Origin of the sequence: Lentibacillus sp. CBA3610 (assembly GCF_013373365.1) — a bacterium.
Classification (GTDB): domain Bacteria; phylum Bacillota; class Bacilli; order Bacillales; family Amphibacillaceae; genus Lentibacillus.
Window position 1 is genome coordinate 765,223 of record NZ_CP035925.1, and the last position, 25,950, is coordinate 791,172.

General features: G+C 40.9%; 30 protein-coding genes and 2 pseudogenes. 12 read left to right on the top strand and 20 right to left on the bottom strand.

The genetic code is table 11. The features are described 5' to 3' along the window. Positions 1–495: 495 nt before the first annotated feature. The 7 genes and pseudogenes from Len3610_RS03885 to Len3610_RS03915 form a co-directional block, all read right to left on the bottom strand. Positions 496–1,354 (bottom strand): annotated as a pseudogene (locus Len3610_RS03885) (DUF421 domain-containing protein). A gap of 98 nt (positions 1,355–1,452) precedes the next feature. After that, positions 1,453–1,656 (bottom strand): DUF1657 domain-containing protein, encoded by a 204-nt coding sequence (locus Len3610_RS03890; protein WP_176446800.1) that lies wholly within the window; start codon positions 1,654–1,656, stop codon positions 1,453–1,455. A 6-nt stretch (positions 1,657–1,662) separates the two neighbouring features. Next, complete coding sequence (gene spoVAE, locus Len3610_RS03895) at positions 1,663–2,013, bottom strand: stage V sporulation protein AE (protein ID WP_176446801.1); 351 nt, start codon at positions 2,011–2,013, stop codon at positions 1,663–1,665. Beyond that, positions 2,010–3,025 (bottom strand): annotated as a pseudogene (gene spoVAD, locus Len3610_RS03900) (stage V sporulation protein AD). Before spoVAD ends, spoVAE begins: the two are co-directional and overlap by 4 nt. Further along, positions 3,025–3,504 (bottom strand): stage V sporulation protein AC, encoded by a 480-nt coding sequence (gene spoVAC, locus Len3610_RS03905; protein ID WP_176446802.1) that lies wholly within the window; start codon positions 3,502–3,504, stop codon positions 3,025–3,027. The pseudogene spoVAD and the gene spoVAC overlap by 1 nt, the downstream one beginning before the upstream one ends. Positions 3,505–3,520: 16 nt before the next feature. Beyond that, positions 3,521–3,976, bottom strand: a complete 456-nt coding sequence (locus Len3610_RS03910; protein ID WP_176446803.1) for a hypothetical protein — start codon at positions 3,974–3,976, stop codon at positions 3,521–3,523. A gap of 50 nt (positions 3,977–4,026) precedes the next feature. Next, on the bottom strand, positions 4,027–4,233 hold the full coding sequence (locus Len3610_RS03915; RefSeq protein ID WP_176446804.1) for a DUF1657 domain-containing protein: 207 nt from the start codon (positions 4,231–4,233) through the stop codon (positions 4,027–4,029). A gap of 204 nt (positions 4,234–4,437) precedes the next feature. Between Len3610_RS03915 and Len3610_RS03920 the strand changes: the two genes are divergently transcribed. Then, positions 4,438–4,887 carry a hypothetical protein gene (locus tag Len3610_RS03920; protein ID WP_176446805.1) on the top strand — a complete coding sequence of 150 codons (450 nt, stop codon included), beginning with the start codon at positions 4,438–4,440 and terminating at the stop codon, positions 4,885–4,887. Positions 4,888–4,929: 42 nt separating this feature from the next. Here the strand turns inward: Len3610_RS03920 and Len3610_RS03925 are convergent, their stop codons facing one another. After that, the gene (locus Len3610_RS03925) at positions 4,930–5,661 is read right to left on the bottom strand and encodes a hypothetical protein (protein WP_176446806.1); all 732 of its coding nucleotides are present in this window, start codon (positions 5,659–5,661) and stop codon (positions 4,930–4,932) included. Positions 5,662–5,930: 269 nt separating this feature from the next. Between Len3610_RS03925 and glp the strand changes: the two genes are divergently transcribed. From glp to Len3610_RS03950, 5 genes are all read left to right on the top strand, one after another. Further along, positions 5,931–7,199: a molybdopterin molybdotransferase MoeA gene (gene glp, locus Len3610_RS03930; RefSeq protein WP_176446807.1), complete on the top strand. Its 1,269-nt coding sequence runs from the start codon at positions 5,931–5,933 to the stop codon at positions 7,197–7,199. Positions 7,200–7,311: 112 nt separating this feature from the next. Continuing rightward, complete coding sequence (moaA, locus tag Len3610_RS03935) at positions 7,312–8,337, top strand: GTP 3',8-cyclase MoaA (RefSeq protein WP_176446808.1); 1,026 nt, start codon at positions 7,312–7,314, stop codon at positions 8,335–8,337. A gap of 30 nt (positions 8,338–8,367) precedes the next feature. Further along, a complete protein-coding gene (locus Len3610_RS03940; protein WP_176446809.1) occupies positions 8,368–8,778 on the top strand; it encodes a YwpF-like family protein in 411 nt (136 codons plus the stop codon). Positions 8,779–8,969: 191 nt separating this feature from the next. Next, on the top strand, positions 8,970–10,331 hold the full coding sequence (locus tag Len3610_RS03945; protein ID WP_176446810.1) for a TrkH family potassium uptake protein: 1,362 nt from the start codon (positions 8,970–8,972) through the stop codon (positions 10,329–10,331). Positions 10,332–10,356: 25 nt separating this feature from the next. Further along, on the top strand, positions 10,357–12,309 hold the full coding sequence (locus tag Len3610_RS03950) for an EAL domain-containing protein (protein ID WP_176446811.1): 1,953 nt from the start codon (positions 10,357–10,359) through the stop codon (positions 12,307–12,309). A 272-nt stretch (positions 12,310–12,581) separates the two neighbouring features. Here the strand turns inward: Len3610_RS03950 and Len3610_RS03955 are convergent, their stop codons facing one another. The 4 genes from Len3610_RS03955 to Len3610_RS03970 form a co-directional block, all read right to left on the bottom strand. Further along, the gene (locus tag Len3610_RS03955; RefSeq protein WP_176446812.1) at positions 12,582–13,721 is read right to left on the bottom strand and encodes a S1C family serine protease; all 1,140 of its coding nucleotides are present in this window, start codon (positions 13,719–13,721) and stop codon (positions 12,582–12,584) included. Positions 13,722–13,745: 24 nt separating this feature from the next. Next, on the bottom strand, positions 13,746–14,912 hold the full coding sequence (locus tag Len3610_RS03960) for a zinc ribbon domain-containing protein (RefSeq protein ID WP_176446813.1): 1,167 nt from the start codon (positions 14,910–14,912) through the stop codon (positions 13,746–13,748). 599 nt (positions 14,913–15,511) lie between these two features. After that, positions 15,512–16,036, bottom strand: coding sequence for a signal peptidase I (lepB, locus tag Len3610_RS03965; protein WP_176446814.1), 525 nt, complete (start codon positions 16,034–16,036; stop codon positions 15,512–15,514). Positions 16,037–16,187: 151 nt separating this feature from the next. Beyond that, positions 16,188–16,535, bottom strand: a complete 348-nt coding sequence (locus Len3610_RS03970) for a PilZ domain-containing protein (RefSeq protein ID WP_176446815.1) — start codon at positions 16,533–16,535, stop codon at positions 16,188–16,190. Positions 16,536–16,652: 117 nt separating this feature from the next. Between Len3610_RS03970 and Len3610_RS03975 the strand changes: the two genes are divergently transcribed. Both Len3610_RS03975 and Len3610_RS03980 read left to right on the top strand, forming a co-directional pair. Next, the gene (locus Len3610_RS03975; protein WP_176446816.1) at positions 16,653–16,832 is read left to right on the top strand and encodes an aspartyl-phosphate phosphatase Spo0E family protein; all 180 of its coding nucleotides are present in this window, start codon (positions 16,653–16,655) and stop codon (positions 16,830–16,832) included. Between the two features lie 353 nt (positions 16,833–17,185). Then, complete coding sequence (locus Len3610_RS03980) at positions 17,186–17,338, top strand: FbpB family small basic protein (RefSeq protein ID WP_176446817.1); 153 nt, start codon at positions 17,186–17,188, stop codon at positions 17,336–17,338. A gap of 163 nt (positions 17,339–17,501) precedes the next feature. On the opposite strand, the gene ric is transcribed toward Len3610_RS03980, so the two are convergent. Further along, complete coding sequence (gene ric / locus Len3610_RS03985) at positions 17,502–18,197, bottom strand: iron-sulfur cluster repair di-iron protein (protein WP_176446818.1); 696 nt, start codon at positions 18,195–18,197, stop codon at positions 17,502–17,504. Positions 18,198–18,271: 74 nt separating this feature from the next. Then, positions 18,272–19,171, bottom strand: coding sequence for a DMT family transporter (locus Len3610_RS03990; protein ID WP_176446819.1), 900 nt, complete (start codon positions 19,169–19,171; stop codon positions 18,272–18,274). A gap of 114 nt (positions 19,172–19,285) precedes the next feature. On the opposite strand from Len3610_RS03990, the gene Len3610_RS03995 reads away from it, so the two are divergent. Continuing rightward, positions 19,286–19,627, top strand: coding sequence for a hypothetical protein (locus Len3610_RS03995; protein WP_176446820.1), 342 nt, complete (start codon positions 19,286–19,288; stop codon positions 19,625–19,627). Between the two features lie 38 nt (positions 19,628–19,665). Here the strand turns inward: Len3610_RS03995 and Len3610_RS04000 are convergent, their stop codons facing one another. The 4 genes from Len3610_RS04000 to Len3610_RS04015 all read right to left on the bottom strand — a co-directional run bounded on the left by Len3610_RS04000 (position 19,666) and on the right by Len3610_RS04015 (position 22,209). Then, the gene (locus Len3610_RS04000) at positions 19,666–19,884 is read right to left on the bottom strand and encodes a hypothetical protein (RefSeq protein WP_176446821.1); all 219 of its coding nucleotides are present in this window, start codon (positions 19,882–19,884) and stop codon (positions 19,666–19,668) included. Positions 19,885–19,964: 80 nt separating this feature from the next. Beyond that, positions 19,965–20,327 (bottom strand): YkyB family protein, encoded by a 363-nt coding sequence (locus Len3610_RS04005; protein ID WP_369693640.1) that lies wholly within the window; start codon positions 20,325–20,327, stop codon positions 19,965–19,967. 344 nt (positions 20,328–20,671) lie between these two features. Next, the gene (locus Len3610_RS04010) at positions 20,672–21,250 is read right to left on the bottom strand and encodes an SCO family protein (protein WP_176446822.1); all 579 of its coding nucleotides are present in this window, start codon (positions 21,248–21,250) and stop codon (positions 20,672–20,674) included. A gap of 101 nt (positions 21,251–21,351) precedes the next feature. Next, positions 21,352–22,209, bottom strand: a complete 858-nt coding sequence (locus Len3610_RS04015) for a metallophosphoesterase (RefSeq protein WP_176446823.1) — start codon at positions 22,207–22,209, stop codon at positions 21,352–21,354. A gap of 185 nt (positions 22,210–22,394) precedes the next feature. On the opposite strand from Len3610_RS04015, the gene fadH reads away from it, so the two are divergent. Further along, a complete protein-coding gene (gene fadH, locus Len3610_RS04020; RefSeq protein WP_176446824.1) occupies positions 22,395–23,162 on the top strand; it encodes a 2,4-dienoyl-CoA reductase in 768 nt (255 codons plus the stop codon). A 48-nt stretch (positions 23,163–23,210) separates the two neighbouring features. Here the strand turns inward: fadH and Len3610_RS04025 are convergent, their stop codons facing one another. Beyond that, complete coding sequence (locus Len3610_RS04025; protein WP_176446825.1) at positions 23,211–23,846, bottom strand: PAQR family membrane homeostasis protein TrhA; 636 nt, start codon at positions 23,844–23,846, stop codon at positions 23,211–23,213. Between the two features lie 236 nt (positions 23,847–24,082). Between Len3610_RS04025 and cbpB the strand changes: the two genes are divergently transcribed. Beyond that, complete coding sequence (gene cbpB / locus Len3610_RS04030) at positions 24,083–24,532, top strand: cyclic-di-AMP-binding protein CbpB (protein ID WP_176446826.1); 450 nt, start codon at positions 24,083–24,085, stop codon at positions 24,530–24,532. Between the two features lie 217 nt (positions 24,533–24,749). Continuing rightward, positions 24,750–25,001 (top strand): YkuS family protein, encoded by a 252-nt coding sequence (locus Len3610_RS04035; RefSeq protein WP_176446827.1) that lies wholly within the window; start codon positions 24,750–24,752, stop codon positions 24,999–25,001. Between the two features lie 44 nt (positions 25,002–25,045). On the opposite strand, the gene Len3610_RS04040 is transcribed toward Len3610_RS04035, so the two are convergent. After that, positions 25,046–25,876, bottom strand: coding sequence for a mechanosensitive ion channel family protein (locus Len3610_RS04040; RefSeq protein WP_176446828.1), 831 nt, complete (start codon positions 25,874–25,876; stop codon positions 25,046–25,048). Between the last annotated feature and the right edge of the window lie 74 nt (positions 25,877–25,950).

A 25,950-nucleotide genomic window follows, 5' to 3' on the forward strand; every position in this document is an offset into this window, starting at 1 on the left:
GTTTTGGGAACCTCTATTCGTAAATTTTGTTGCTTTTTGACCTCGTAGTCGATATGACTGCGACACAAGTACTATGTTGATCTCGGCATCGTTTGTTGCTTTCTGCCCCCGCAGCCCCTACACACTTCGCTTTCCGGGGGCGGCTGGTGAGCCTCCTCGTGCTCACGCACTGCGGGGTCTCACCGATGCCTCAGCTCCCCCAGGAGTCTTCGTGTGTACGGGCTGCTAGTAAGGATTTGTACACTTTAATAACTCCTTAAAGCAGGAATAAACAAATGTATGCGAGATTATATAGCGCAACACGAGCGAAGGAAATACGCGAAGACTCCTGCGGGAACAGTGACCAACGTGAGACCCCACAGGGCGGATGCCCGAGGAGGCTCACGGGGCACCCGCGGAAAGCGGAGCGTATTTCCGGAGCGATAGGTGATGCACTCAATTACACCTAAAGTTATGTCGCAGTATATGGATTTTGTGTTATAAAAACGCCATGACTTACTGCAAGTATGGCGTTATTTTATCGATGGCTTGCTGCATTCGCTCACTATTTTTTTGATATAACTGTTTGGACTTCTGATTTTCCGTGGCCAGGGCAAACAACTCGAGATCGGCCTGGCATTTTTTCATGGTGGCCAGAAGCAGCGGCTTCTCAGTAGGTTCAGCAGCGGTCAGTTTATCATCATACAGGTCAACCGTTAATTGCCCATCGCTGTCTACTTGACCAAGAAATACATTTTCGATACTGACATTCATTTTATCCAGTTCTGTTTCCAGCCAGTTTGTGTTCAATGAGGCATTCGCCAAAGGTTCCAACAGAGCTTTTCCATCCATGACAACTGTTTGGGGTTCTTTTTCCGGTGCAACTTTTTGACCAAGAATTTTCGGTGTTACCGGCTGGTTTTCTTTTTTTGGAAGCACATTCACTTGACCGGTTGGTTCCAGAACGGCAAACTCAACATCGGCTGCTTTGAATACCTGGTTATGACGTAATTCGCCGAGAAGGTCATCCGTGGAAAAATCGTTCCTTCTTCATGTTGTCTTCCATAATCTTTCCATTTTGAATTAATACCGTTCCTTTACCCTGGGTCAAATTACGGAATCGCTTGCTTCTTATAGCAATAAATTTAATGGCAACAGGAATCAAAAACCAGACGGCCAACGAAAGAAATCCATAAGCCGCATTTGTTGTTACATCAGTCACATGTATGGCGATAATGCCGCCTATAACAATCCCCGTAATATATTGAAACGGATCCAGTTGTGCCATTCGCTTTTTGCCGAAAGCTTTGGCTATCAGGAATAAAACGATTAAAAATACACCTGAACGAATTAAAATTTCTACCCAGCCTGGCATTGTATCATTCCTTTTTCGAGTGATTTTGTCGTCTACATGCAATAGCCTTTTCTGTGGGGGCCCCGTTAGACCCGGGGACACACATTCAGTTTAAATTTCTAGCTCTTATACTGGGGTTCTTCTTTGGTCAGATACAGCACCTGGTTTTCCAAATCACTTTTAATGGTTCTCATTGTATTTTGAACTTCTTTCAGGGCTTCTTCCGCCTCCTGGTCGGCAGTTTTTTCTGATAACGTTTCAAGTGTTGCTTCGATACTTTTAACAGACGAAAAACATCCTTTTACTTGTGAACTGACAGTCATGTTATCCTATCCTTTCGGTTTAAAAAGTATAGCGCCAATAACGCCGAAAATGATAGCAGCTGAGATACCGGCGCTTGTCACTTCAAATATTCCTGTGACAACACCGATAATCCCGTGTTCTTCTGCTTCCTGCATGGCACCATGGACAAGCTGATTTCCAAAATTCGTTATTGGAACGGTTGCTCCGGCGCCGGCAAAATCAATTAACGGGTCATATAAGCCAAAGCCGTCTAAAATGCCCCCGGCCACAACAAAAATGGTCAGGGTGACACCTGGATTAAGTTTAAACACATCAAACAGAATTTGCCCAATGACACATATCGTGCCGCCGACGACAAATGCCCAGAAAAAAATCATGAATTATCACGTCCTGACTCAATCGAAACTGCATGTGCGATACAAGGGATGGAATCGTTTTGATTGATGCTTAACGGTGAATGAAGAGAGCCAGTTGCGACAACAAGAATACGGTTCAATTGCCCTTCCTCAATCAATTTCAAAAAGTGCCCATAAACCCCAACGGCTGAGCTTGCTGTACCGCTGGCGCCGGAGAGAACCGGTTGTCCTTCACGGTAAATGGTAAGTCCGCATCTTTGTACATGTCTTCGGTTATATTGATGTTTTTTTCTTGTAAAAGATCCAACGAAACGTCACGGCCAATATGACCAAGATCACCTGTAATAATTAAATCATAATAGGATGGATCAACATCCCGTTCCCTTAAATGTGTTTCAATCGTATCAACTGCTGCCGGTGCCATGGCTGCTCCCATATTAAACGGGTCGGATATGCCCATATCAACAACTTTGCCAATCGTTGCTGATGTCACTTTTGGACCTTCTCCATTTTTGGCCACTAAACCACATCCGGCACCTGTGACTGTCCATTGGGCTGTCGGCGGCTTTTGTCCGCCATATTCCGTCGGGTATCGAAACTGCTTTTCCGTGGCAGCATTATGGCTGGCAGTACCGCTTAAGATATAGTCCGCCCCGTCGCCGTTAATAATGAACGCAGCAAGTGCGAGACTTTCCATTGATGTTGCGCACGCACTGAATAATCCCAAATAGGGTACATCAAGTGTCTTAGCCGCAAAATTGCTTGGCGTTATTTGATTGATTAAATCGCCGCTTATAAAAAACTTCACTTGTTCTTTTTGGATCAGACTGTTTTTAACGGCAAGCTGGCATGCTTCCTCCATCATAATCCGTTGTGCTTTTTCAAATGACGATTGTTTCAGCCACATGTCATCATGCAAAATGTCAAAAGCTTCCGGAATGTTTCCTTTAGCTTCAAAAGGGCCGCCGACTGTTCCGGTTGAGATAATAACGGGTTGATTGTTAAAAACCCAGGTACGGTGTCCGGTTAACATTATAAGCCACCCCATTCAATTAAAATTGTTTTAATTAAGGCTATGACAAACGCTGAAAAAACCCCAAACGCGATGACAGGCCCTGCCAATTTGAACATATTGCTGCCGACACCTAATATAAAGCCTTCTGAACGATGCTCGATAGCTGCAGAAATGACGGAATTACCAAAACCGGTAACAGGTACGGCTGTGCCGGCACCTGCAAATTGACCGATTCGATCGTAAATGCCAAAGCCGGTTAAAAACATGGTTATAAAAATGAGTGTCGCAACTGTCGGATTGCCTGCAGTCTGCTCAGTAAAGCCAAAAAAATAAACATATATCGTGGAAATGATCTGGCCGATAAAGCAAATAGAACCACCAACCAGAAAAGCCTTGATGCAATTTTTAAGTAATGGGCGTTTTACTTCTTTATGTTTGGCAAAGGCCTGATACCTTTGAGCATTTGGCGGTAAATTTTTCTTTTTATTATCTGCCATTAACGTCACGCTTCCTTTACGTTTTGTCTTTCATAAGTTCTATAAGCCGGTCCACTTCTTTTTTTAATTTCTTTTTTGAAATGTCCTGCTTGCCGATTTTTTCTTCAAGGTCACTGATTTCGAGGACCAGTTTTTTATCGGAGGATACGTCAACATTCAGGTTTGGAAACTCTTTGTCCATTTTCTTTTGGAAATCTTCCGTAATATTAGCTAATTGAAATCGCTTGTGATGTTTAATTTCAAATGCAATGATCATTTTCTCATCCGTATTTGCGGCATTGACCGCAGTAACTGCTTCATGCTGGCTTATGCTTTCCTTAGCCTGATTTGAAGCTCTTTGATCAATGGAACTATTGGTGGAAATCATGTTGAAATTAACGTTTTCGTTGGTTTCCGGTGAATCATTATCGGTTGTGCAGCCTGTCAGCAAACAAATCAACCCAAGCGCGAGCAAAATTCTTAAGGCCTTCATTTTAAAACCTCCAGATTGAGGGAGGTTGGCTTAGCGGCCAACCTCACCATTTAAAATCCTTTGTACTGTGGTTCTTCCTGTTCAATTTGTTGAACGCGTGGTTCGACATTCTGCAAAATGGTTTGTGTTTGTTGTGCTGCATCCTCATACATTTGCTTCGCTTGTTTGTTTTGTGTTGCCAGTGCGAACTGCTCGAAGCTTGCCTGGGCACTTTTCAGGCCGGCGATTGTCTGTTTAATGTCAGATGAAACAGTCATTGGATTGATCCTCCTTTACCTAAATCAGCAGTAAAGTCTATAGAAAAAAACATTTTCCTATGCACTTCACTATTTATGATTTTGATGAACGCCCTTAATTATGCTTTCTATTTTTTGCCTTTTTTTATAACGAATGATTAATTCTGCAAAATTCCGGAACTTTTAAACGGGGAAATTCGTCATATAAATAGGGAGGGGCTGGATATGAAAAAGAAGTTGATTGCGGTTATCGTTCTCGCAGTTACTTGTATTATAGCTGTAACGTCTTATTTATTTTATGGTCAGGCTACGGCGGAATTAGCCAGTAATAAATCCAGAGAGATACAACAGGATGATTTTATTTTACATATTCGTGTTGAACGTATGAATGAGGGATTTCAAGTGTTTAGAGCTATTCAGTATGTGGGGGATGAACAAGTGGAAATAAAACACCAGACACCGCTTATTTCGATATCATTCAAACATCAGAACCACGATTATACCGGCAGTAGTGTTTTGAATACGTTACATACAGGAAATAGCTATCACCCGCAAAACGCAAAATCATTTGATTCACCTGAAGAAGGTCAGTATTTGTTGTTTTGTGAAGCGAGATTCCTGGTGAATGGGGAACAAATGACGATTAGCCATCAGGAAGAATTGGTTTTTGAATAAAAAAGCATCCTTTGAATATAGGATGCTGCTATGCTACAGTCATTATTCAGTTGAATCAGCCGTGTTTAGTGTGAATTCAATTTCTGTTGTCGGCTTTTCAGTATTTTCCCATTGATTTAAATAATCAGGGGACGGTTCTATAATATCAGGTACAGTTGCGGTAAGGCTGATATCTTCATTCCACTCAACCGTTAAGATTGGCCACGTATAATCCAGCATGACCTCATTTTCTGTTTGATTATGAAGTGTTACATGTTCCCATTGTTCCAGGTCCATCACAACGATATCGGAAAGAGGAGGTTGTGATGAGTGTTTCCTGTCAAAGTGAAATAACATTTTCGTATTGTCAGGGGCCATTGTCTTTTGCGTCAGTTTTGCCAAATCAGCCATTAAATATGCCCTGTTTTCCTCCGTTTGGTCCAGCAATAAATACGAGCATAATGCTTCCTGGCATGAAAATTCCAGTAAGTAAAGGGTTTTATCCGCTGCATGGATGGGGATGAGGGTCATTTGCTCAATCGCCTGCTGTTTATTTTGAGCAGCCTGCAAATAACTATCCAAAATGGGTACCAGCTTCAGGTTTATCATGATTTCTTCCTCCGGGAGTGCAAATTCTATAAATTCTTCAACCTCTTCATTATCGTCATTTTCCTCTTCAATTATTTCCGGTTCCCGGTCAGGGTCTTCCGGTGGTGAATCCGATTTCGTAATCACCGGTTCTTCGGTGCATGCAGTCAACAAAAAAAGTAATATGAGGGCAAATATCTTTCCCATATCAGCACTCCTCTACTCATGTATGCTATAGCTATTATACTTTAAAAAGACACTTAAAGAAATTGAAAAATGACAAAAATTCATAACCGAACTGTATGCTGTCACGATTTTCCCTTAGAATATGGCCGCATATAGCTATAAGAAATGATCTCCCTATATGTAAAATTCCTAACATTTCATGACAAAGTAATCCCTGTCATATCAATTTGCTGGCAATTTTGTTAAACTTAATTATAGGAAGAGACTTGTTACGGAGGGTTTGATGCTAAATGGCAGAAATGAGGAAGCCGATCCCGGTGGAAGAAGCGATTGACCATGTATGGAAGCATCGCCTGAATGGGGAAGTGGCGTCTGTTTCCATAGGGGATTGTGACAATCGGCGGCTGGCTGAGGATATTATTGCCAATCATGCCGTCCCGCCGTTTCCTAAATCACCGTATGATGGGTTTGCGTTTCGTGCGGAGGATACACAAGGAGCTAACCGCAACAATCCGGTGACATTTGAAATTGTTGAACATATCGGGGCTGGTCAAGTTCCGGGGAAAAGTTTACATAAAGGTGAGGCAACACGAATTATGACCGGAGCCAAAATTCCGGAGGGTGCCGATTGTGTTGCTATGTTTGAAGTTTGTCAGACTTATGAAAAAGATAATCATTCCTATATGTCCATTAAACGAACGATGGATTCGGGTCAAAATATTATCCAGGAGGGTTCAGAAGTTGCTGAAGGTGAAAAGCTGATTGATAAGGGAACCATGATTAATCCCGGTGTCAAAGCACTTCTGGCCACGTTTGGTTATAGTCATGTCAAAGTTGCTAAAAAACCGGTAATTGGTGTCATTGCAACGGGCACTGAATTACTGGATGTAGATGAAGAGCTCAAGCCGGGCAAAATCCGCAATTCCAATGCTTATATGATCACATCACAAATAATCAGAGCCGGAGCGGAATATAAATATTTCGGAAAGCTTGAAGATGAATTGGAGGCAAGTTATGAAACGATTAAGCAAGCATTGGCTGACGTCGATATTTTGATAACCACAGGTGGTGTTTCGGTAGGCGATTTCGATTTGATGCCGGCTATCTATGAGAAACTTGGTGCCAATGTTCTTTTTAATAAAGTGGCAATGCGCCCCGGGAGTGTCACAACCGTTGCGGTACACGGAAACAAAATACTATACGGGTTATCAGGTAACCCTTCTGCATGCTATGTAGGTTTTGAATTGTTCGTCAGACCTGTCGTTCAGCATTGTCTATTTAATAAGAATGCTTTTTTGCGACGGATCCAAGCGATACTGGCAGATGATTTCCCGAAGCCCAATCCATTTACACGGTTTGTACGAAGTTATTTAATGTATGAAAATGGTAAAGTGAATGTTAAGCTGGCAGGAATAGATAAATCCAACGTCGTCACGTCACTGGCATATTCAACAAGTCTGATGGTCCTGCCCGGCGGAACACGTGGTTTTAACGCAGGTGATGAAGTGGAAGTGATGCTTTTGGATGATGAGAAAGGTCAGAGTGAATTTCAGCTTTAGATTTGTTACTGCAAATAGAAGAGGCAAACGTCCTACCTGCAGCCGAGCAACGAAGGCTTTTGCGGTAATGTCGGCGGCAAGGCTGGTTTTCCAACAATAAAGGAGTGGTTCTGTGAATAACGAAACAGCCCCGATTAAAGATCATTTCGGCAGGGTCCTGAAAGATCTGCGGATATCGGTAATTGATAAATGCAATTTCCGCTGCACCTATTGTATGCCTAAAGAAATATTCGGTGAGGATTATGTCTTTTTATCAGAAAAAGAGTTACTGAGTTTTGATGAAATTATACGGCTGGCCAAAGTGTTTGCTGATCTTGGGGTCGAAAAAATCCGCATTACCGGCGGTGAGCCGCTGATGCGCAGAAATTTGGATCACTTAATTGCTGAACTGGCCGATATTCCGGGCATAAAGGATATTGCACTGACGACAAACGCTGTCATGTTGACAAAAATGGCTGAAAAACTGAAAGAAGCAGGGTTGAAACGTGTCAATGTCAGTCTTGATGCTATTGAAGATGACGTTTTTAAGGCGATTAACGATAGAGGTGTCGGGTCCAGTCCTGTATTGAAGGGGATAGAGGCTGCAAAGCAAGCAGGTCTGGGTGTCAAGATTAATATGGTCGTCAAAAAAGGTATGAATGACAGCCAGGTTTTACCGATGGCCCGTTACTTCAAGGGTAAAGACGTCATTTTGCGCTTTATCGAATTCATGGATGTCGGAAATCATAATGGCTGGGATTTTAAGCATGTCTTCTCCAAAAAAGATATCGTTAATATAATCAATGAAGAGATGCCAATAGAGCCGGCGGAAGAAAATTATTATGGCGAGGTTGCATCCAGGTACCGCTATAAAGATGGCGGGGGAGAGATAGGTGTTATATCCTCGGTTACGGATTCCTTCTGTGGTACATGTACAAGAATACGCTTATCAGCAGATGGAAAACTGTATACATGCCTCTTTGCTTCAGGCGGTTTTGATGTTCGGGACAAAATGCGTGAAGATGAATTATCTGACAATGAATTGGAACAAGAACTGACAGGTTTGTGGGCCAGACGGAGAGATCGGTATTCGGAAGAACGCACTGAAGAAACACATCGTAACCGTAAGAAAATTGAAATGTCCTATATTGGCGGCTAAAACGAATTTCTGAAAATAGGGGGTGATTGTGTGAAAACATTCAAGCTGCGTTCTTTAAAAATCATTGATAATGAAGACGCTGATGTATTACAGCAAACGATCCCTCTATTGGATGGTCTGATAATCAACCGTGAAGATGACGAAAATCGCTGGCTGGTTGAAGCCTATCTTGAACAGCGCTATTATGATTTCTTTAAAAATTTCAGCCATAATAAAGAAGAGGTATTAATCGAGGTAAAAATCACGAAAGAAAGCAACAGACCAGCGACTTTTATTACAGCAGTCATTGATACGAACATCATTGGCGAACAAATGAATGTCATTTTCATAGGAACAATTGTCGATCAGCGAAAAGAAATTATTGAAAAACAGCTGAAGTCATTAATCGAACAAGGCTATCAAGGTGAAGAATTGCTGGAAAAATTTAAAGAGCAGGTTTAAGGAACAGCATTCCCCATTATTGCCGAAAGCGTGAAATCATAAGTGAAAAGCCGGCTAGTTAAAGCCGGCTTTCAAATGTCTGGCCAAAAATTGTCGAAATTAGAAGCATTAAATAGAATTGACTGCTATAATGTTATTAATAATTTTTGAAACGAGCCGATAATATTATGGAGGCTCACAAGGAGCACGTTATGTTTAACCATTCCTTTATTCGCTGGGTCAACCGGCTATCGCCCGTCCAATTGGTTTTTTTGTTTTATTTTATAGCTGTTATCATTGCCACTTCTGTCCTGGCCTTGCCTGTTGCTCACCAGGACGGTGTTCATCTGCCATTTATCGACGTTTTATTTACAGCTGTCAGTGCACTCAGTGTAACCGGACTTAGCACCGTTACAATTGCAGAGACGTTTAGTACAACAGGTATCATTATGCTGGCTGTTATTCTCCAATTAGGCGGAGTAGGCGTTATGGCTGTAGGAACGTTCATCTGGATGATAATTGGAAAAAAAATCGGGCTTAGGGAACGCCGGTTAATCATGGCTGATCAAAACCAGACATCTTTTGCAGGTATCGTCCGATTAGTTAAAGAAATCTTACTGGTGATTTTAATCATTGAGCTGATTGGCTTTTTGATACTTGGAACTTACTATTTACAGTATTTCCCAACGGCAAAAGAAGCCTATTTTCAAGGGTTTTTTGGAGCTATCAGCGCAACAACAAATGGCGGCTTTGATATAACGGGGCAGTCTCTTTTGTTGTTTAAGGATGATTATTTTGTCCAGTTTGTTAATATGCTGCTGATTATTTTTGGCGCGATTGGCTATCCGGTTTTGATTGAAACAAAGGAATTTTTATTTGCAAAAGGTGGCAGAGAGAATTCGTTCAGGTTTTCGCTGTTTGCAAAAGTAACGACATTAACCTTTTTTGTATTTGTTTTCAGTGGCGCGATTTGTATCATGCTTATGGATATAAACGGTTTTTTCGCCGGAAAATCCTGGCATGAAGTGTTATTTTATTCCCTGTTTCAATCCGTGACAACGAGAAGCGGCGGGTTAAGCACAATGGATGTGAGTCTTTTGTCAGAGCCGAATCATTTGTTCATGTCAGTGCTTATGTTTATCGGTGCTTCACCGAGCAGTGCAGGCGGGGGAATTCGGACAACCACATTTGCATTAGTGATCATATTCATATTTACATATGCAAGAGGAAAAGGCAGCATACGACTCTTTAATCGTGAAGTGTATGATGATGACCTGATGAAAGCTGTAACGGTTACATTAATGGCACTTATATTTGTGTTAACAGCAACGATTATTATTTCAATCGTTGAACCATTTGACCTGATACAAATCCTGTTTGAAGTAACGTCGGCATTTGGAACGGTCGGGTTATCACTTGGAATAACAGGCAGTCTATCAACCTTCAGCAAAGTTGTCCTCATGTTTTTAATGTTTATCGGAAGAGTAGGGATCATTACGTTTTTATTTATTTTCAGAGATAATAAAAAAAGCGGGAAATACCACTATCCAAAAGAGAAAATCATTATTGGGTAGCTGCTGTCCATTGGGGAGGAAATCGATGTTCAAGGAAGTGAAACTACCAATCAATGACCAAATTTTAACACGGTTGAAAGAGGCCGTTATATTTGTCCGGCAAAACGGTGAGATCATTCGCGGTAATGACGCTGCCTATTCCTTGCTGAAGGTGGATGAAGAAAATGAAAGTACCATTCATGAATCCCTTGATTTCAGTCTGCTGCACCAGAGCAATGACACCCATGTTTTAATGGAGCTAAAGAAGCAAAACGGCACATTGGCAGAAGTGAAATCGATTCGAACAGGAAAAGATATGTTTTGCTTGATCATCAGCGAACTTTCGATCAATGACAAAACAGATGAAGTGAAAAATTACATTAATAATCAGGTTTATGCTGATTCCGAGGGCATCGTTATGTATGAGGGAGATCGTATCATTGATTGTGATCAGACATTTGCAGATATGTTCGGTTACACAAAAGAAGAGATGAAAAATTTGTCTATATCCCGGCTTATTGATGAGAGAAGTTTCCCTCAGTTGTCCAATCTCCATAACTATCCGGACAGCCCGCACGAACTAACGGGAATTCGGAGGGATTCATCAACTTTTTACTTTGAAATGGTTGGGCATCCATATAATAACTTTGGAAATATTATCAGGGTTGCTGTTATTAAGGATATTACCAATCGGATTGAAAATGAGAAGCGGATTGAATACATGGCTTATTATGATGAGCTGACGGATCTGCCCAACCGGAATTTTTTCAATAACATATTAAATGATGCGACCCTCGAGGCAGAAAAGAATCAGGAAATAATGGCCGTTTATTTTATTGATCTGAATTACTTCAAGGAGATCAATGATACGCTTGGTTATGCCTTTGGTGATAAGTTATTAAAGGCATGTGCCGAACGTTTTAAGACATTTCTGACTCCGAACATATTTATTGCCAGGATGAGCGGGGATGAATTCCTTATTCTCAAGCGTTGTTCCAATGAAAATACTGTGGCTGCATTTGCTGATGAATTAATGACGGCTTTTGAAAGGCCCATTAAAATTGATGATTATGAAATTTTTACATCAATCAGCATCGGGATCAGTATTTATCCGGAAAATGGGAAAACGGCAAACGACTTGATAAAGCACGCTGATTCGGCTATGTATGTTATCAAAGAAAAGCATGGGAGCAACTATAATATATTTGAATCATCTATTTCGGAAAATTTCAAAGCTATGTTAACCATGGAGAGCGAATTGCGCAAAGCTGTAAAGTATGGGCAATTTGAACTTCATTATCAGCCGCAGAAGTGTCTCAGTTCAAATAAAATTGTCGGGATGGAAGCATTGCTGCGCTGGAAACACCCTGTGAAAGGGTATATACCGCCTGATGAATTTATTGGTCTCGCCGAAAAAACCGGACTGATTATCGATATTGGTGACTGGGTCTTGAAGGAAGCCTGCAGACAAAATAAGGCATGGCAGGATAAAGGACTTCAGCGAGTAATTGTTAGTGTTAACTTATCCGCTAAGCAATTTTATCAAAGGGGATTAGTGGAAAAAGTTGAAGAGGTCCTTAAGGAAACGGAAATGGAACCAGACTATTTGGAGCTGGAAATAACCGAAACCATGGCCATGACTAATGAGGAAAATATTCTGAACACAATGCATCGCCTTCGCAGTCTTGGTGTGAAAGTATCCATTGACGATTTCGGTACTGGCTATTCTTCGTTCAAGTACTTAAGTGTTTTTCCGGTAACAAAATTAAAAATTGATAAAATGTTTATTAATGAAAACAGGGAACAGAATAAGGCCATTGTTAAATCAATTATTCACATGTCCCATTCACTGGATATGAAGGTGATTGCTGAAGGTGTTGAAACAGTGGATCAGTTACAGTTTCTGACAGCAGAAAGATGTGATGAAATGCAAGGTTTTTATTTCAGCAAACCATTACCGCCGGAGAAACTGACGAATTTATTCAAGACAATGGCGTAGAGGATTAAAAATCACTCGGTGTCTGCTGTAGCGGAGTATATTTCGGGAGCGGTTTTTATTTCATAACCACCTATGATTTGTCAGCGATTTTTTCTGCGAGGAGTGCTGCTTCACCGAAAACACTTGCAACACGACGAGCACGAGGAGGCTCACCAGCCGCCCTAAGGTGCGCGGAGCGTATTTCCGGAGCGGTGTTATAGCACTCAAATTTTTCAGTGTGTCGCAGTTTTTATCAACCAGCAGGTAAATTCAGTTATCCAAACGCTCTCAAGTTAATTATCCTCAGCCGATACATTCAGGATTTTTAATTGGTCATTTTCATATCCAATTGTGAGCTCGTAGGTCATTTGCTGTGTTTCTGTTTCCTCTTGTTCCGGTGTTTTTGACTCGGCTGTTATGCTGGCAGTTGTCTTAACCTGATCGTTCTCAGTAACACTGCTTGATAAATCGGAATAATTCAAGTCAATGTAATCGATGTATCCTTCACGGAAATCAGGGTAGGAATTGGCTGACTGCATGGAGCTGCCCAGTAACGTGTAAGCACCAACATAATCCCTGATACTGATACTTTCAAAAAAATATTCTGCTACGTACTCAGCATCTTCAATAAGCTGGTCGGGGTTGCTCGTATCAGTAATATCCTCAGTGTGCTTGAAATCCAGCTGATCATTTTGTGCTTCGTTTGACCATGTTGTAACTTGCTGATAAATATCATCAGCCGGAATACTGAATCCAATTGTCCCATCATTTGTGCCAACAGCATTTATCCCTATGACATTTCCGGTTTCTTGGTCAATTAATGGTCCTCCGCTATTGCCCTCAGTTATTTGTGCGGATATTTGGTAGGCATCTTCGTAATTGTATCCATCAACAGTAAAATTCCGCTCTGTTCCGGATATAATACCCAGTGTAACCGTGTTTTGAAAACCGTGCGGACTGCCCAGCGCAATGACTTCATCGCCGGTTTCTGCTTTTTTCTCACCCTCTAAATTCAAAGCACTTTGATCTGCCAGTTGTGGTACGCGAATGACGGCCACATCTGTTTCTTCACCTTCACCGATAACTGCGCCTGGATAAATATGACCATTGGCTGTCCGTACATTAATGATATCTGCATCTTTTATAACGTGGGCATTTGTAATAATATCACCTTGTCCATTATATAAAAACCCGGAACCGGTCATGGTATTCTGGTCATGTTGCCCTTCTATTTGCACGACACTTTTTTCAGCATTATGAATGATTGTCTTGAGATCAAGGTTTTCGGTGGTTGATTCTACCTTGTTGATCATTGGATTATTGACTGAAACGGGATTAGTCTGCCATTGATTATTCATCACAGTCAGAATCGTAATTCCAGCGGCAACAAGTATTATAGAAACAATCACCGGCGTTCTTTGTTTCTTCTGCATATGTTCACCTCATTGCTTAAGTACCTATTGTTGTTGATCAGTGTACCACCTGATTGTATCCACATTTATGCTGATATCTTTCGCTTCCTGGTCAATATCAAAGTGGGTGAACTCAAACTCGCCGGCTTCATCCGGAAAAAGTGTGTCCGGATAGACATAGACTTCATTCGATAAAAGCGTTTCGTCATTATTCGACAAATTATATTCGACAAGAATGGAATTAATCGGGATGGTGGCGACGCTTTTTACTTCTCCTTTTATGACCAAATTCCCTTGATCATTTCGTTCGACATCGGCTGAAACAAGTTCTATTGCATCATTTTCATTTAATTTTCGTTCCTCTTCAGCGGAATTTATGGCTTGCTCAATCCGTTGCTGCTGAGCTGTTTCAAAGGCAGTTTTTTCTTTGTCGATTGTCGTTTTCAGGCTTTGCAATTTTTCGGATTCCGGTGCGTATTTTAATCCGTCTTCCACCAATATTAGGGCATCTGAGAATTGTTTCTCATTCAGCTGTTCACTTGCCTGTGAAAACGTGTAGTCAACAATCTGGCTGCGAATAGTACCCGCGATGTCGGAAGCTTCATCATTTTGGATGGCATCAGCTTCCCATAACAGGGTTTTTATTTCATTGATACCAGGATCTTGATCCAGTTTATATTTCAATTGTTCCAGTTTTACCGAATTGCGTTTGCCAGTCACTTTATTGACCAGCGGACTGACTGCATCACCATTATAATTGGTTAAACTGTTTTCAGCTTCATTGATAAGTGATAAGGCATCCTGGAACTCCTGTTCATCCAAATGTTGTGCTGCCTGTTCGATATTTTCTTCAATAGTCATTGCTGTTTCCACAAAATTCAATGCTATATCGGCTTGAGAAAAAGATTGCTTGTACTCAAGGGCAGCTACCAGATGTTCGCTGGCTTCCTGATATTTACCCTCTGCAGCATGTTCCTCGGCCTTGTTATATAATTCCTTTGCTTCGGTCGTCTGATGCTGCAGGAACATATGATATAAACCAGCAGACAACAGAATAAGTGCCAATATGGCTATTGGTATATACCAGTATTTATTGAATGTTTTTTTATTCTCAATTCGCTCATACATATCTTCAGGCAATTCTTTGCCGCATTTTATGCAGTAGGACTCATTATCGCGTACATTTGTGCCACAATAAGGACAGTGGGTCATGATCATACCTGCTTTCATAGAACTTTGGAAATACGTATGGTTTTTCCCTTCCAGTTTATCATATTTTCACGATCCCGCACATGTCACTAACTGTAAAATTATGATTTGAGCAGAGCAGTATGAGTGAGGAGACTGGATTAGCCAACAATATGCAGGGGAAAGGCACACCACTTTATTTAGGGCCGGGAAATTGATATAATACGGGAGAAAGGATTGGATTTATACATAAAATGCACGAAGGAGGTAAACAAATGGGTGTATGGGAAACAGCTCTCGGAATAGTATGTTTTGGAATACTTGCGCTTAATATTGGGTATTGCATATTTGATAATGAATAATATTCTAAAGTAAAAATGGGGCCCCGACGTATATCTTTGTAAGAAAAAGTGCTGTCCTGTTTCAAGGACGTACTCTGCGTTGACTTGTTATATTAAACAAGGGCCGGACAGCACGGCTGTCTGACCCTATTTTCAAAAGTCAGGAAAGTATATCATTTCAGGGAACATTTTCAATCTTGAAATCGGCTAACCCGCCGATTTCTTCAGGTCTGACTTCCGGCCTCTGACTTCTGGAAAGACGAGGCTGGGCCTGAGTTTTTCCTACCTTGTCATAGACCATTCGTTCAATGGGAAAATAATGAATTCCGATTTTCCTGCGATATTTTCTTCACTAATAAAACCGAGCCCATTTCTGCTGTCTTTACTTAGCTTTCTGTTGTCACCCATTACAAAATAACTGCTTTCCGGTACTTGGATGGGGCCAATTTCTCCGGTATAGTTTTGTATTGTTTCAGTAATAAATGATTGCTCATATTTTTCTCCGTCAATATATAAGGTCTGGTTCTTGACTGCAATGGTTTCTCCGGGTAATGCGATAATCCGTTTGACATAATTTTTCTGCGGTCTGTTGATAATGACAATATCACCACGTTCAGGCTCATTGAATAAATATGTAAATTTATTGAAAAGGACTATTTCACCATTTTCGAGCGTTGGCTCCATGCTTTCCCCCTCAACGACTGATGTGACTAACACGAATGAACGAAGGAAAAAAGCAATAAGAACAGCAATTAGAATAGTCTTTGCCCAACCCATCCATTCATTTTTCTTTTTCGATTTTCCCACTGATTACATCCTTTCTGGTTGTTTCGCCTTTCTGGCATTTAACAGTCATTTATCTTCTGTTTCCATGACCCTGGACCAAATCTCCAGTGGGCTGAATTTCGTAAACCTTGGCCACTGTATTTCACGTTGCAGATCAGGTTCTTCGTTGTTTTTATCTTTCTTGTCTGGCTATTTTTTTAAGCTCTTTTGTCATGGTTTCCCGATAAGTGTCATCTGTATGCAGGTGTACGCCAAGCTCAGATGTTTGGGGATACTTTTTGATCCACACAATGTTCCCTGTAGCATCAAAGGAAGTCATGTTTAGCCGAAACGAGAGGGAGATGTTTGTATTTTTCTTCAGGTCGACAGTGTTTTGACAATAAAGCTTAGCCCCCTGGCGGCTGACATCAAGTACATGTACATCAGCTGTTATTTTCCTGTTCGGCTCTCTTTTTGTTAATTTTCCAGCAACAGGCTGATTAAATACAAAACGGTAAGATTCATTTCGTTTATAGTACATGCTCATCTCCCCTTTAAAATAAAAGATTTTTTCCAATAATTTCAATTAAAACTTGTCATTTTTTGTTGAAGTGTGCTAAAGTTAAGTAAGCTGTAAAAGGAGGCTATTAAAAACATAATGTGTGCTACAGACAAGCTTTTGGAACGTATTGAATTTTTGCGGAATAAAATGACTGATATTGCTTTAAAAAAAGGTTTCACAAGTACGGAAGCTATTACCACCAGTCAGGAATTAGATAAATTGTTAAACCTTTATGAATCTATGAAGCAAACGAAAAGCCGGAAGAAAGTGGAATAAACGGCGGCTGGATTATTTCCCCCCTCTTCTTTAAAATGTCTTAAGCTAATCAGGACATGTTTTAATGTGTTCGTATTATATGCGTTGGACAAATATCTATAGTCTTCTCCTATTTTAAAAAAGCGAATTTCCCGGTAATCGTTTCAACTTTGCTCCTCAGCTTCATGTCTATTCCAAATCGTCACGAACAAAACGCCATTATGGCAATTGTCTAATTCCTATCTTCATTATAAATTGTATCTTGGATAAAATCTCCCAAAAGTAAAATGTTATAAAATGTTCAAATAATTTTGATTTAAACTGTGTAAAATAGGGTATAATAGAATTAACACCAGTAAAGGAGTGTACAAAATATGCGTCCAAGATACCAAAGCTTTGAAGATCTGGTTAATCAAAATAAGCAAGAGCTGTGGGAAGACGAATATAAAATAAAACAGATTGAACAACGTCTTGATAAAAAAGTAACCAGTCAGAAATCCGATAAAATGGATCAATTACAATCATAATCCTATGATATCATAAAGATACGGTCTGAACCATTCAGATTAAAAACAAAGCGAGGGAGCATTCCGGAATGCTCCCTCATTCTCGTTATCACCTGAGTAATGGCACTCACATATCCGCTTCTGTTCAGGCTGAAATTTAAGAAGGGAATGATGCTTCATTGGTTTACTTAAGGCGTTTGAACAGTACATGGTTTTCAAGGTGAATATGCTGGAATGTATCACTTTCCAATTCTGCCAGCCGTGCATAGGTGATGCGATAGGAATTACAGGCATCACGCGGTGGCTGAAATCCATTCGTGATATCCCGCATGCGTTTCAATAAGTCACCGGAAGCATCATGATCATCTTCCAGTCCGCCATTTGCCTCCCTGATCCGCTCAAGAAGTCCCTCACTCGGATTTTGTTCATATTCCTGAATCAATGGGAAAACTTCTTCCTCCTCATTCACTGTATGTTCTTCCATATCAACTTTAAAGTCATTATATAAACGGTGCAGCTCTTTTAAATGCGGGTGATTTCCACCATGCACACGGAAAATTTTTGATACAAATTTTCCTAAAGCAGGCAGTTCTTCATTTAAATAGGCATGGTGTTGATGGACAATATGATCCATGACGTCGGTCAATGGTTTAGCGTCCCAGTCAACCACTTCATGATCTTCCTTTTGCCAATTTTGGTAGGTTTGATTGAGCTCTGTCATGACTGAAGCTTCATCTATGTTTCGTTCCTTGAATACATCTCTAAGCGGCCGATCCCCTCCACAGCAAAAATCGATACGCCGCTTTTTGAATAAATCACTCGCTTTCGGAAAAACCTTCACAATGTCAGCAGGTGTATGTTCGGCAGTAAATTGGGTCATAAATGTTACCTCCTATTATTGAACTTACCCCGATCATAATGGGTTTTGATCCGATATGTCGTGATGAATATCACTTATTCAGGAATTGTCCCTCTTGCTTTTGAACGCGAGCTTAATTGGATGATGATGACTGCCCCTATAATGCATGCCATCCCCAACATTTGGATTTCGGAAAATGCCTCCTGAAAAATAAAAACGCCGACCAACATAGCGACAATCGGTTCGACTGTCGTCAGGATGGAAGCCTTGGATGCCTCTGTTTGATTGAGTCCGTATGTATAAATGATATAGGCGAATGCCGTTGGAAGAAAACCCAATCCAATTGCATAAAATAAAACAGCCGGTTCTGCAAGCAGTGATAATTTTTCCTGGTAAGGGAAAAACGGGAGCAGTGCCACAGCGGCTACGATAAATGTATAGGCCGTAATGCTGATGCTGGTGTATTTGTTTAAAGCGAACTTGCTGAAAATACTGTAAAGGGCATATCCAAAACCTGACCCCAACCCGAATAAAATACTTGTCAGCTGAAAAGTGTTGAGATCCAGAGGAATCAAGCCAACAACGAGGGCACATCCAATCAAGGTAATGATTAATGCGGTTATTTTTGGTTTTGTTAATGGTTCCTGAAAAAAGATAAATGATAATACAGTTACAAATGCCGGTCCAGTGTAAAGCAGGGCAGTGGCTGCAGGAATTGTTGATAAATCAATGGCGGTAAACATGCAAAAATTGAAGAAAACAATACTGAAGACACCGGTTCCGATGAAATATTTGAGATCGGTCATGGCATTCAGCTTCAATGTTTTTGGTGAAGATATGAATAGAAAAAGGATAATTAAAATGGCTGCGGAGGACACACGAAGCGTCACCACTTCCATAGGTGTGAAACCATAAGCATACAAATTTTTGACATACCAGCCAATGGTCCCCCAAAGTGAAGCCCCCAGAATAATGAAAAAAAATGCTCTGTTCAAGACAATACCTCCCCCAAAAATCATACAATACGGTTATTATATCAAAGAGTTGATACGTATAATATAGAATTGTTCGGTTTATATTGAATAATAGGATAATTTAAGAAGGTGTTGATGAAGGTGTTTGATTGGTATGGTTTGATTGAATCATTGTCATTGTGGTGGGAGCAAATTGATTATTCTTATATGTTAATTTTTATAGGAATTACTGTTGCGTATATCGCGATACGTCCGTTTATCAACTGGATTGTATCATCAAAGTCGGTTAAGTTACTAAATTATGTTATGGTCAGTCTGCTTTTCCTCGTATTCTTTTTAGGGGGGATGATCCTGACAACCATGTTCCGGTTATCCTTACTTGAGGTTACATTACACAGTCTCGCGGCTTTTGGCGGCTGTCTGATCATTGTTCATGGCCTGCAGTGGTTCCTGGTGCGCAAAAAAAAGCGCGTATAGTGACTACGCGCAGCATGCAGGGGGAGGACCGCCCCATTTCATTGCCCATCGGTTATCCCGAGTTCTGTTTGCATTTGTTCTAACCATTCAAATATTGCTTTGTACTGTTCAAATGGCATCGGGTAATTGGAAGGAGCCAGCGAGGCAGCTTTTTCCTGCTCATCTGGTGACAGCGCTTCGTAAGCATCTTTTAATGTGTGTACCTGTCCAGCGTATTTGTTGAGCTCATATAAAAAATTCTCCATCTCAATGGTCATATGCGGTGCCTCCTTTTTTATTATTCTATTACCCTTTATGATACCGTCAGTAAACCAGGAAATCCCATTGGGGCAACAGATTAACGTGATCCCCGTTTTGGTCTGGTGGGAGGCCACTCCATTTTTCCCAGTGAGGAAGGTGTGAAATAAGATGATCTGTACTTCTTTCTTGGCGGCGTCTTCTGTTGTTTTTGCGTGGGCTGCCAGTTTATGTGACGATAGACTAATCTTTTGGCCTGTGAAAGTGACATCTTTGTTGGAGGATTCCGGTAGTTTTGATCCAGTTCACCTAAATGCTCAAGTTCTTTGAAGTCATTTTTCGTTGGAGGTATATGAAAAAAATACTTGTCCACTTTGACTAAAAGGGTGGAGTGCTGATTACTGAATTTGGGGTGGTTTGAGAAGTGCAAACCAATTTTTTCGGCACGTTTTTCTTTTAACAAGCGATTAATGATTCTTTTAATTCATAAAGGTGTTTTGGGTTTCGAGCTGTTTGGCGTGACGATTTATTGGTAAAAGTGCTCTGGCCAGTTCGTCAGTGGAATCGATCTTTTCACTCATGCAATGAACGCCCCTTTCTAAAAAGTGTTTTGTTATGAGGGAAGAAATTTCGGATGACGTTTTCAATTCGGAAATCGGCTAACCCGCCGATTTCTGCCAATCCGACCTCCGGCATCTGAAAAGACGCTTCAGCGTTTTTTCTTTAGATGTTGCTCACTTCTATCGTACCGTATAGCCCGTCCTATTTCAATCAAAAAAAAGAGCGGGGCAAGCCCACTCAGACGCCTTATATCATTTCCTGAATATCTTTAACGATCTTTTCCATGTTGGAACCATCACGTCCATCATAGTTTTTGATAGCATTTCCTTCCGGCGTAACGATGAAAAAGCTTGTTCCGTGCATTATCTGGTCTGAATCAGGAAGTTCCTCAACAGCAGATTTAAAAGATTTGATTGAGAATTCCTTGATTGTTTCAAAATCATAACCCGTGAGTAAGTCCCAATTTTCAAATGTTCCGCCGCGGGCTTCAGCATATGCTTTCAATGTTTCCGGTTTATCACGTTCCGGATCCACACTGAATGATACAAGCTGAACCTCATCTTCAAGACCGGCTTCTTTTAATTGATCCTGCAGAGTAGACATATTAGCAGTCATTGGCGGACAGACAGTGGTGCAATTGGTGAAAATAAAATCAGCAACCCAGAACTTACCATCCAAGTCACTTTTACTTACTTCTTCCCCGTCCTGATTCGTAAATTCAAAGTCCTGAACTTCATATGAAAAATCACCATCATATTGGTCACCGCAAGCAGATAAAAACACCACAAATAATAATAACGGAATAAACCATATATACCTTGCCATTGTTTACCTCCTAGTTATACTTATTATCGAGTGTAGCATGTTTCTTTTTAAAAAACTATGAACAAACTGTTACGAAATTAGGCGGTACAGCGATTCTGAACTCACTCTGCATCTCTGTTCAATGTATAGACGTGAATTTCCGGCTGGCAAAGAAACCTGTATGGAAGGCGTGTTGTTCCGATACCCTGGTTGACATAGAGCGTCAGCTTGCCGTTTTGAAATTCGTGTTTACCCTGGACATAATTTTGTGCATAAAGTGGTGTATACAGATGTCCGATAAAAGGGAGACGTACCTGGCCGCCATGACTGTGCCCGGAAAGTTGAACATCAACGGGAAAATGGACGGTGTTATCCGCATAGTCAGGTTCATGCGCAAGTAAAAGTGTATACAAGTCGGGATCTGCATTGGTTAAGGTGCTTTCAAGGTCCGGTCTGCCCAGCATGACATCATCAATCCCTGCCAGGACAATTTGTTGGTTATCAATCTCAATTTCAACGTGTTCATTTTGCAGGAGATTAAAGCCTGCCTTTTCCATAACATTTTGCACGATATCCGTCCCATAACCGCCATGGTCATGGTTTCCGTAAATCCAGTATTTTCCGTAGTCTGATTGAAGTTTCTGAAGGATTTGGATTAGATTATTATCCCAGTGATATGTGTGTGGCTCATCGACAAGATCTCCGGTAAACAGAATCAAATCCGGATTTTGCTCATTTATGGTATCAATGAGATCGGATAATTGTTCGAGTGAGTAATGATGGCCTATATGCGTATCGGAAAACTGTAGGATTTTAAAATCGTTGAATGCTTTTGGTATTTTATCTGACGTTAACTGTTCATGTTTAATATCAAGCATATTGGGTTCTATTTCCCGCGCATAGTAGTAAGTACCGCCGCCAAGACCAATAAGAGCAAGCAAACTGCCAATCGATCGTTTTAAAAACGTCCGTCTATTCATATATGTCTACCTCTCCGAATTGTTGGACTTTATTCTTTTATCATACCTCATTTTTAAATCAAACGAAATATCATACCAATGAAATGGTCAGTCTATTACTTAGGAAATAAACTGTTAACATTTTGACTTTTTTGTCATGAAAAATTATGATAGTAGATAGAGCTGGAAAAGACTAGGGGGATATTATGAAAGATGAAACTGTCATTGTAACCGGTTCCTCAAGTGGTATGGGCAAATATATGGCGGCAAAATTTGCCGATGAAGGCGCCGATGTTGTCATAACAGGCCGGGATATGGAAAGGCTTCAGGCAACAAAGGAAGAACTGATGAAAACGGCCAGTGGAAGTGTCTATACGATTTCAATGGATGTCCGCAAACAGGATGATGTTAAGCGGATGGTTACGGAAACGGTTGATCAATTTGGGAAAATTGATTACCTGGTCAATAACGCTGCCGGTAATTTTATCGCGCCTGCTGAAGATTTGTCTGTTAATGGATGGAATGCTGTCATTGATATTGTATTGAATGGAACATTTTATTGCACCCGTGAAGTAGGTAAATATTGGATAGACAAAGGAATAAATGGATCTATTCTTAACATGGTTGCTACATATGCGTGGAATGCGGGAGCTGGTGTGGCACATTCATCTGCAGCAAAAGCAGGCGTACTTAATTTGACACGAACGCTGGCTGTGGAATGGGGCACCAAGTACGGCATTCGGGTTAATGCCATCGCACCCGGTCCAATTGAACGAACTGGTGGAGCAGGTAAATTATTCCAATCAGAGGAGGCTGCCAAGCGCACCATTAATTCTGTCCCATTGAAGCGATTGGGTAAACCGGAAGAAATTGCAGAACTCGCACATTTTCTGTTATCTGAAAAAGCGGCATATATTAATGGAGAGGTCGTGACAATGGATGGCGGACAATGGCTTAACGCATACCCGTTCTAGTCGCAATCAGCGGAGAAAATCGTTCCGCTGAATGAAGTTTCGCTTTACCTAAAGGACATAGTAAAAAACAGAGAAGAAATGAAAGGTTGAGCCGGCGATGACGAACAAGTGCCAGATTGCATGATGATACAGAAATCCGCGCCATATGTAAAAAATGGTGCCAATTGTATAAAATAGTCCACCAATAATTAGAAGCATGATGCCTGTTCCATGCATCACCGAAGTGAGCGGCTCCCATACAAGCAGAACGAGCCAGCCCATGGCAACATAGAAAACGGTGGAAAAGACAACAAACCGCTTTACGAAAAAAATTTTGAAAACGATACCAATTAAAGCGATCCCCCAAACGATACCTAAAAGGGTCCATCCCAAATCACCGCGGAGATGTACCAGCAAGTAGGGTGTGTAGGTTCCGGCGATAAACAGGTAGATGGAAGAATGATCAAAAATCTGGAAAACATCCTTCCACCTTCCTTCAGGCAAGCTATGGACAATGGTTGATGAAAGATACATCAAAAGCATCGTTGTTCCGAAAATCGTAACCGAAATAATTTGCCAGGGGTCCTGATTGAATGACGCAAAAACAATGAGCAGGGCAAGTCCTGCTATACTTAACAATGCACCTATGCCATGTGTGATGGCATGAACGCATTCCTCTTTTTTTGTAAATGTATGGATTTTCATGGCGGACATCCTATTTTCAGTTCGTTGATGCATATTATACATTAAAGGATAAAACTGTTACAGGTTTATGTTTTAAACGGATTGCTTGCGCCCCAACATTCAATAGGCTGTGGAAGTTTTTTTAACGATATACGTGTATAAAGATGTTTCGATGACTTGACCTATGGTAAACTGTATATGTAGTCACTATAACTGACTCCTTAGTGTTCAGGGATTTCGAAAAGGAGTGTTTTTATATGAGTGCAACACAAGATAAGAAATTAACAGATATTGTCATTAGTGATTTGATGATTTCCTCAGAGAAAGTAGCTCATGTCCAGATTAACAATCCTTTGGAACATGCTCTCCTGATACTTGTGAAATCGGGGTATTCGGCTGTCCCTGTGTTGGATTCATCGTATAAGCTTGTTGGTACAATAGGCAAGACAAGGATTTTAAATTCGGTTCTGGGTCTGGAACGTTTCGAAATGGAAAAGTTGTCCGACATGAGAGTACACGAGGCGATGAATACCGATATCCCTTGTTTATCGAAAACAGATACATTTATGGAAGGTTTGAAAGTCGTTATTAATTATCCGTTTGTATGTGTTGCTGATGCTGACGGCTATTTTGATGGTATTTTGACCAGGCGCGCTATCTTAAAGCAATTGAAACGGGATCATTATACATTTCAATCTAATGCTTAACACTAAGTCAGATGCCCTAAGGTGCGTGACTGGCCGGAACGGAAATACAACATAGCACTTATGTTGCATTTTACATCGACTAAGCAACAAAGTTTATGAAAAGCGCCTTTTATGAAAAAAGGAATTCCTACAGTTTTGGAAGACTTGCCCCTGCATACCTTTTTTTCTTTTGGAAAAACTGGCTATTGAAGGCTTTGTACCAGAGGAGGTATGCAAAATGGCACGAATCGGGGTTGAGGATGCCATGACTGATGTGAAGGAAACCCTGGCTGAGATGGGGCATGATGTTGTCGACTTGCAATCAGAGGATGACACTGCTTATTGTGATTGCTGCGTCATAACCGGTCAGGATAAGGATGTCATGGGCATGTCAACAACAAGCATTGCAGGTTCTGTTATTAATGCGTCCGGTTATAGCGCACAAGAAGTTTGTGACATGGTGCAAGACAAGCTAAATGAACAGCAATAATAAAAAAGCTTCGGTTAACATTATAAACCGAAGCTTTTTTCGATTTATTTGTTGTGAACGGTAACCTGCTGTGGAAAAGGTGTTTCAATTCCTGCATGATCAAAGGCTTCCTTAATTTGTTTTCGCATCGCACGCTCACATTCCCATTGAAGACCATTTTCAGTCTGTCCAACCACACGCAGGACGACATCAGATGAACCGAGACTTTGAACCCCGATGGCATCCGGCCCTTCCTTGAAACGCTCATCATCCTTGAACGCAGCACATACTTGCTCCAGAATGGTGATGGCTTCATCGATATTCTCATTGTAGCGGATACTGATATCAACGAGTGCTCGCATATTGCCGCGGGTATGGTTGGCCACGCCTTCAATATAGCGGTTTGGCACATAATTTAATGTTCCGTTGAAACTGCGGATCTTTGACGTACGGAGGCCAATTTCTTCCACAATTCCATCATAGCCTGCTGTTGTTACATAGTCATCAATTTCAAGTTGGCGTTCCAGCAAAATGAAAAAGCCAGTCACGATATCGCTGACAAGCCCTTGTGCGCCAAAACCGATAGCAAGACCAATAATACCTGCACCTGCCAGCAGCGGACCAAGTGGTATGCCAAGTACCCCAAACATCATTAAAACTAATACAAAAATCATGACATAGGAAAACACGTTCAGCAACAATTTTTCCAGTGTTTTCACCCGTGACGGGGAGATTTTCTGATTCGAGCCCGCCTTGTTTATGGCTTTTTCAATTATTTTTTTGCCAATCGGCAGCAATATGATAAATGCTAGAATCAGTAAGCCTATTTTTAGAACTGCTGGTACGACAGTCTCCATTATGTTGGCTAAACTTATATCAATTCCAAAAAACTCCATATGTATTCTCTCCTTTCTAATAGACATCATAATAATTACCCCAACTTTAGTAAAGTAAAACATGTGGACAGCTC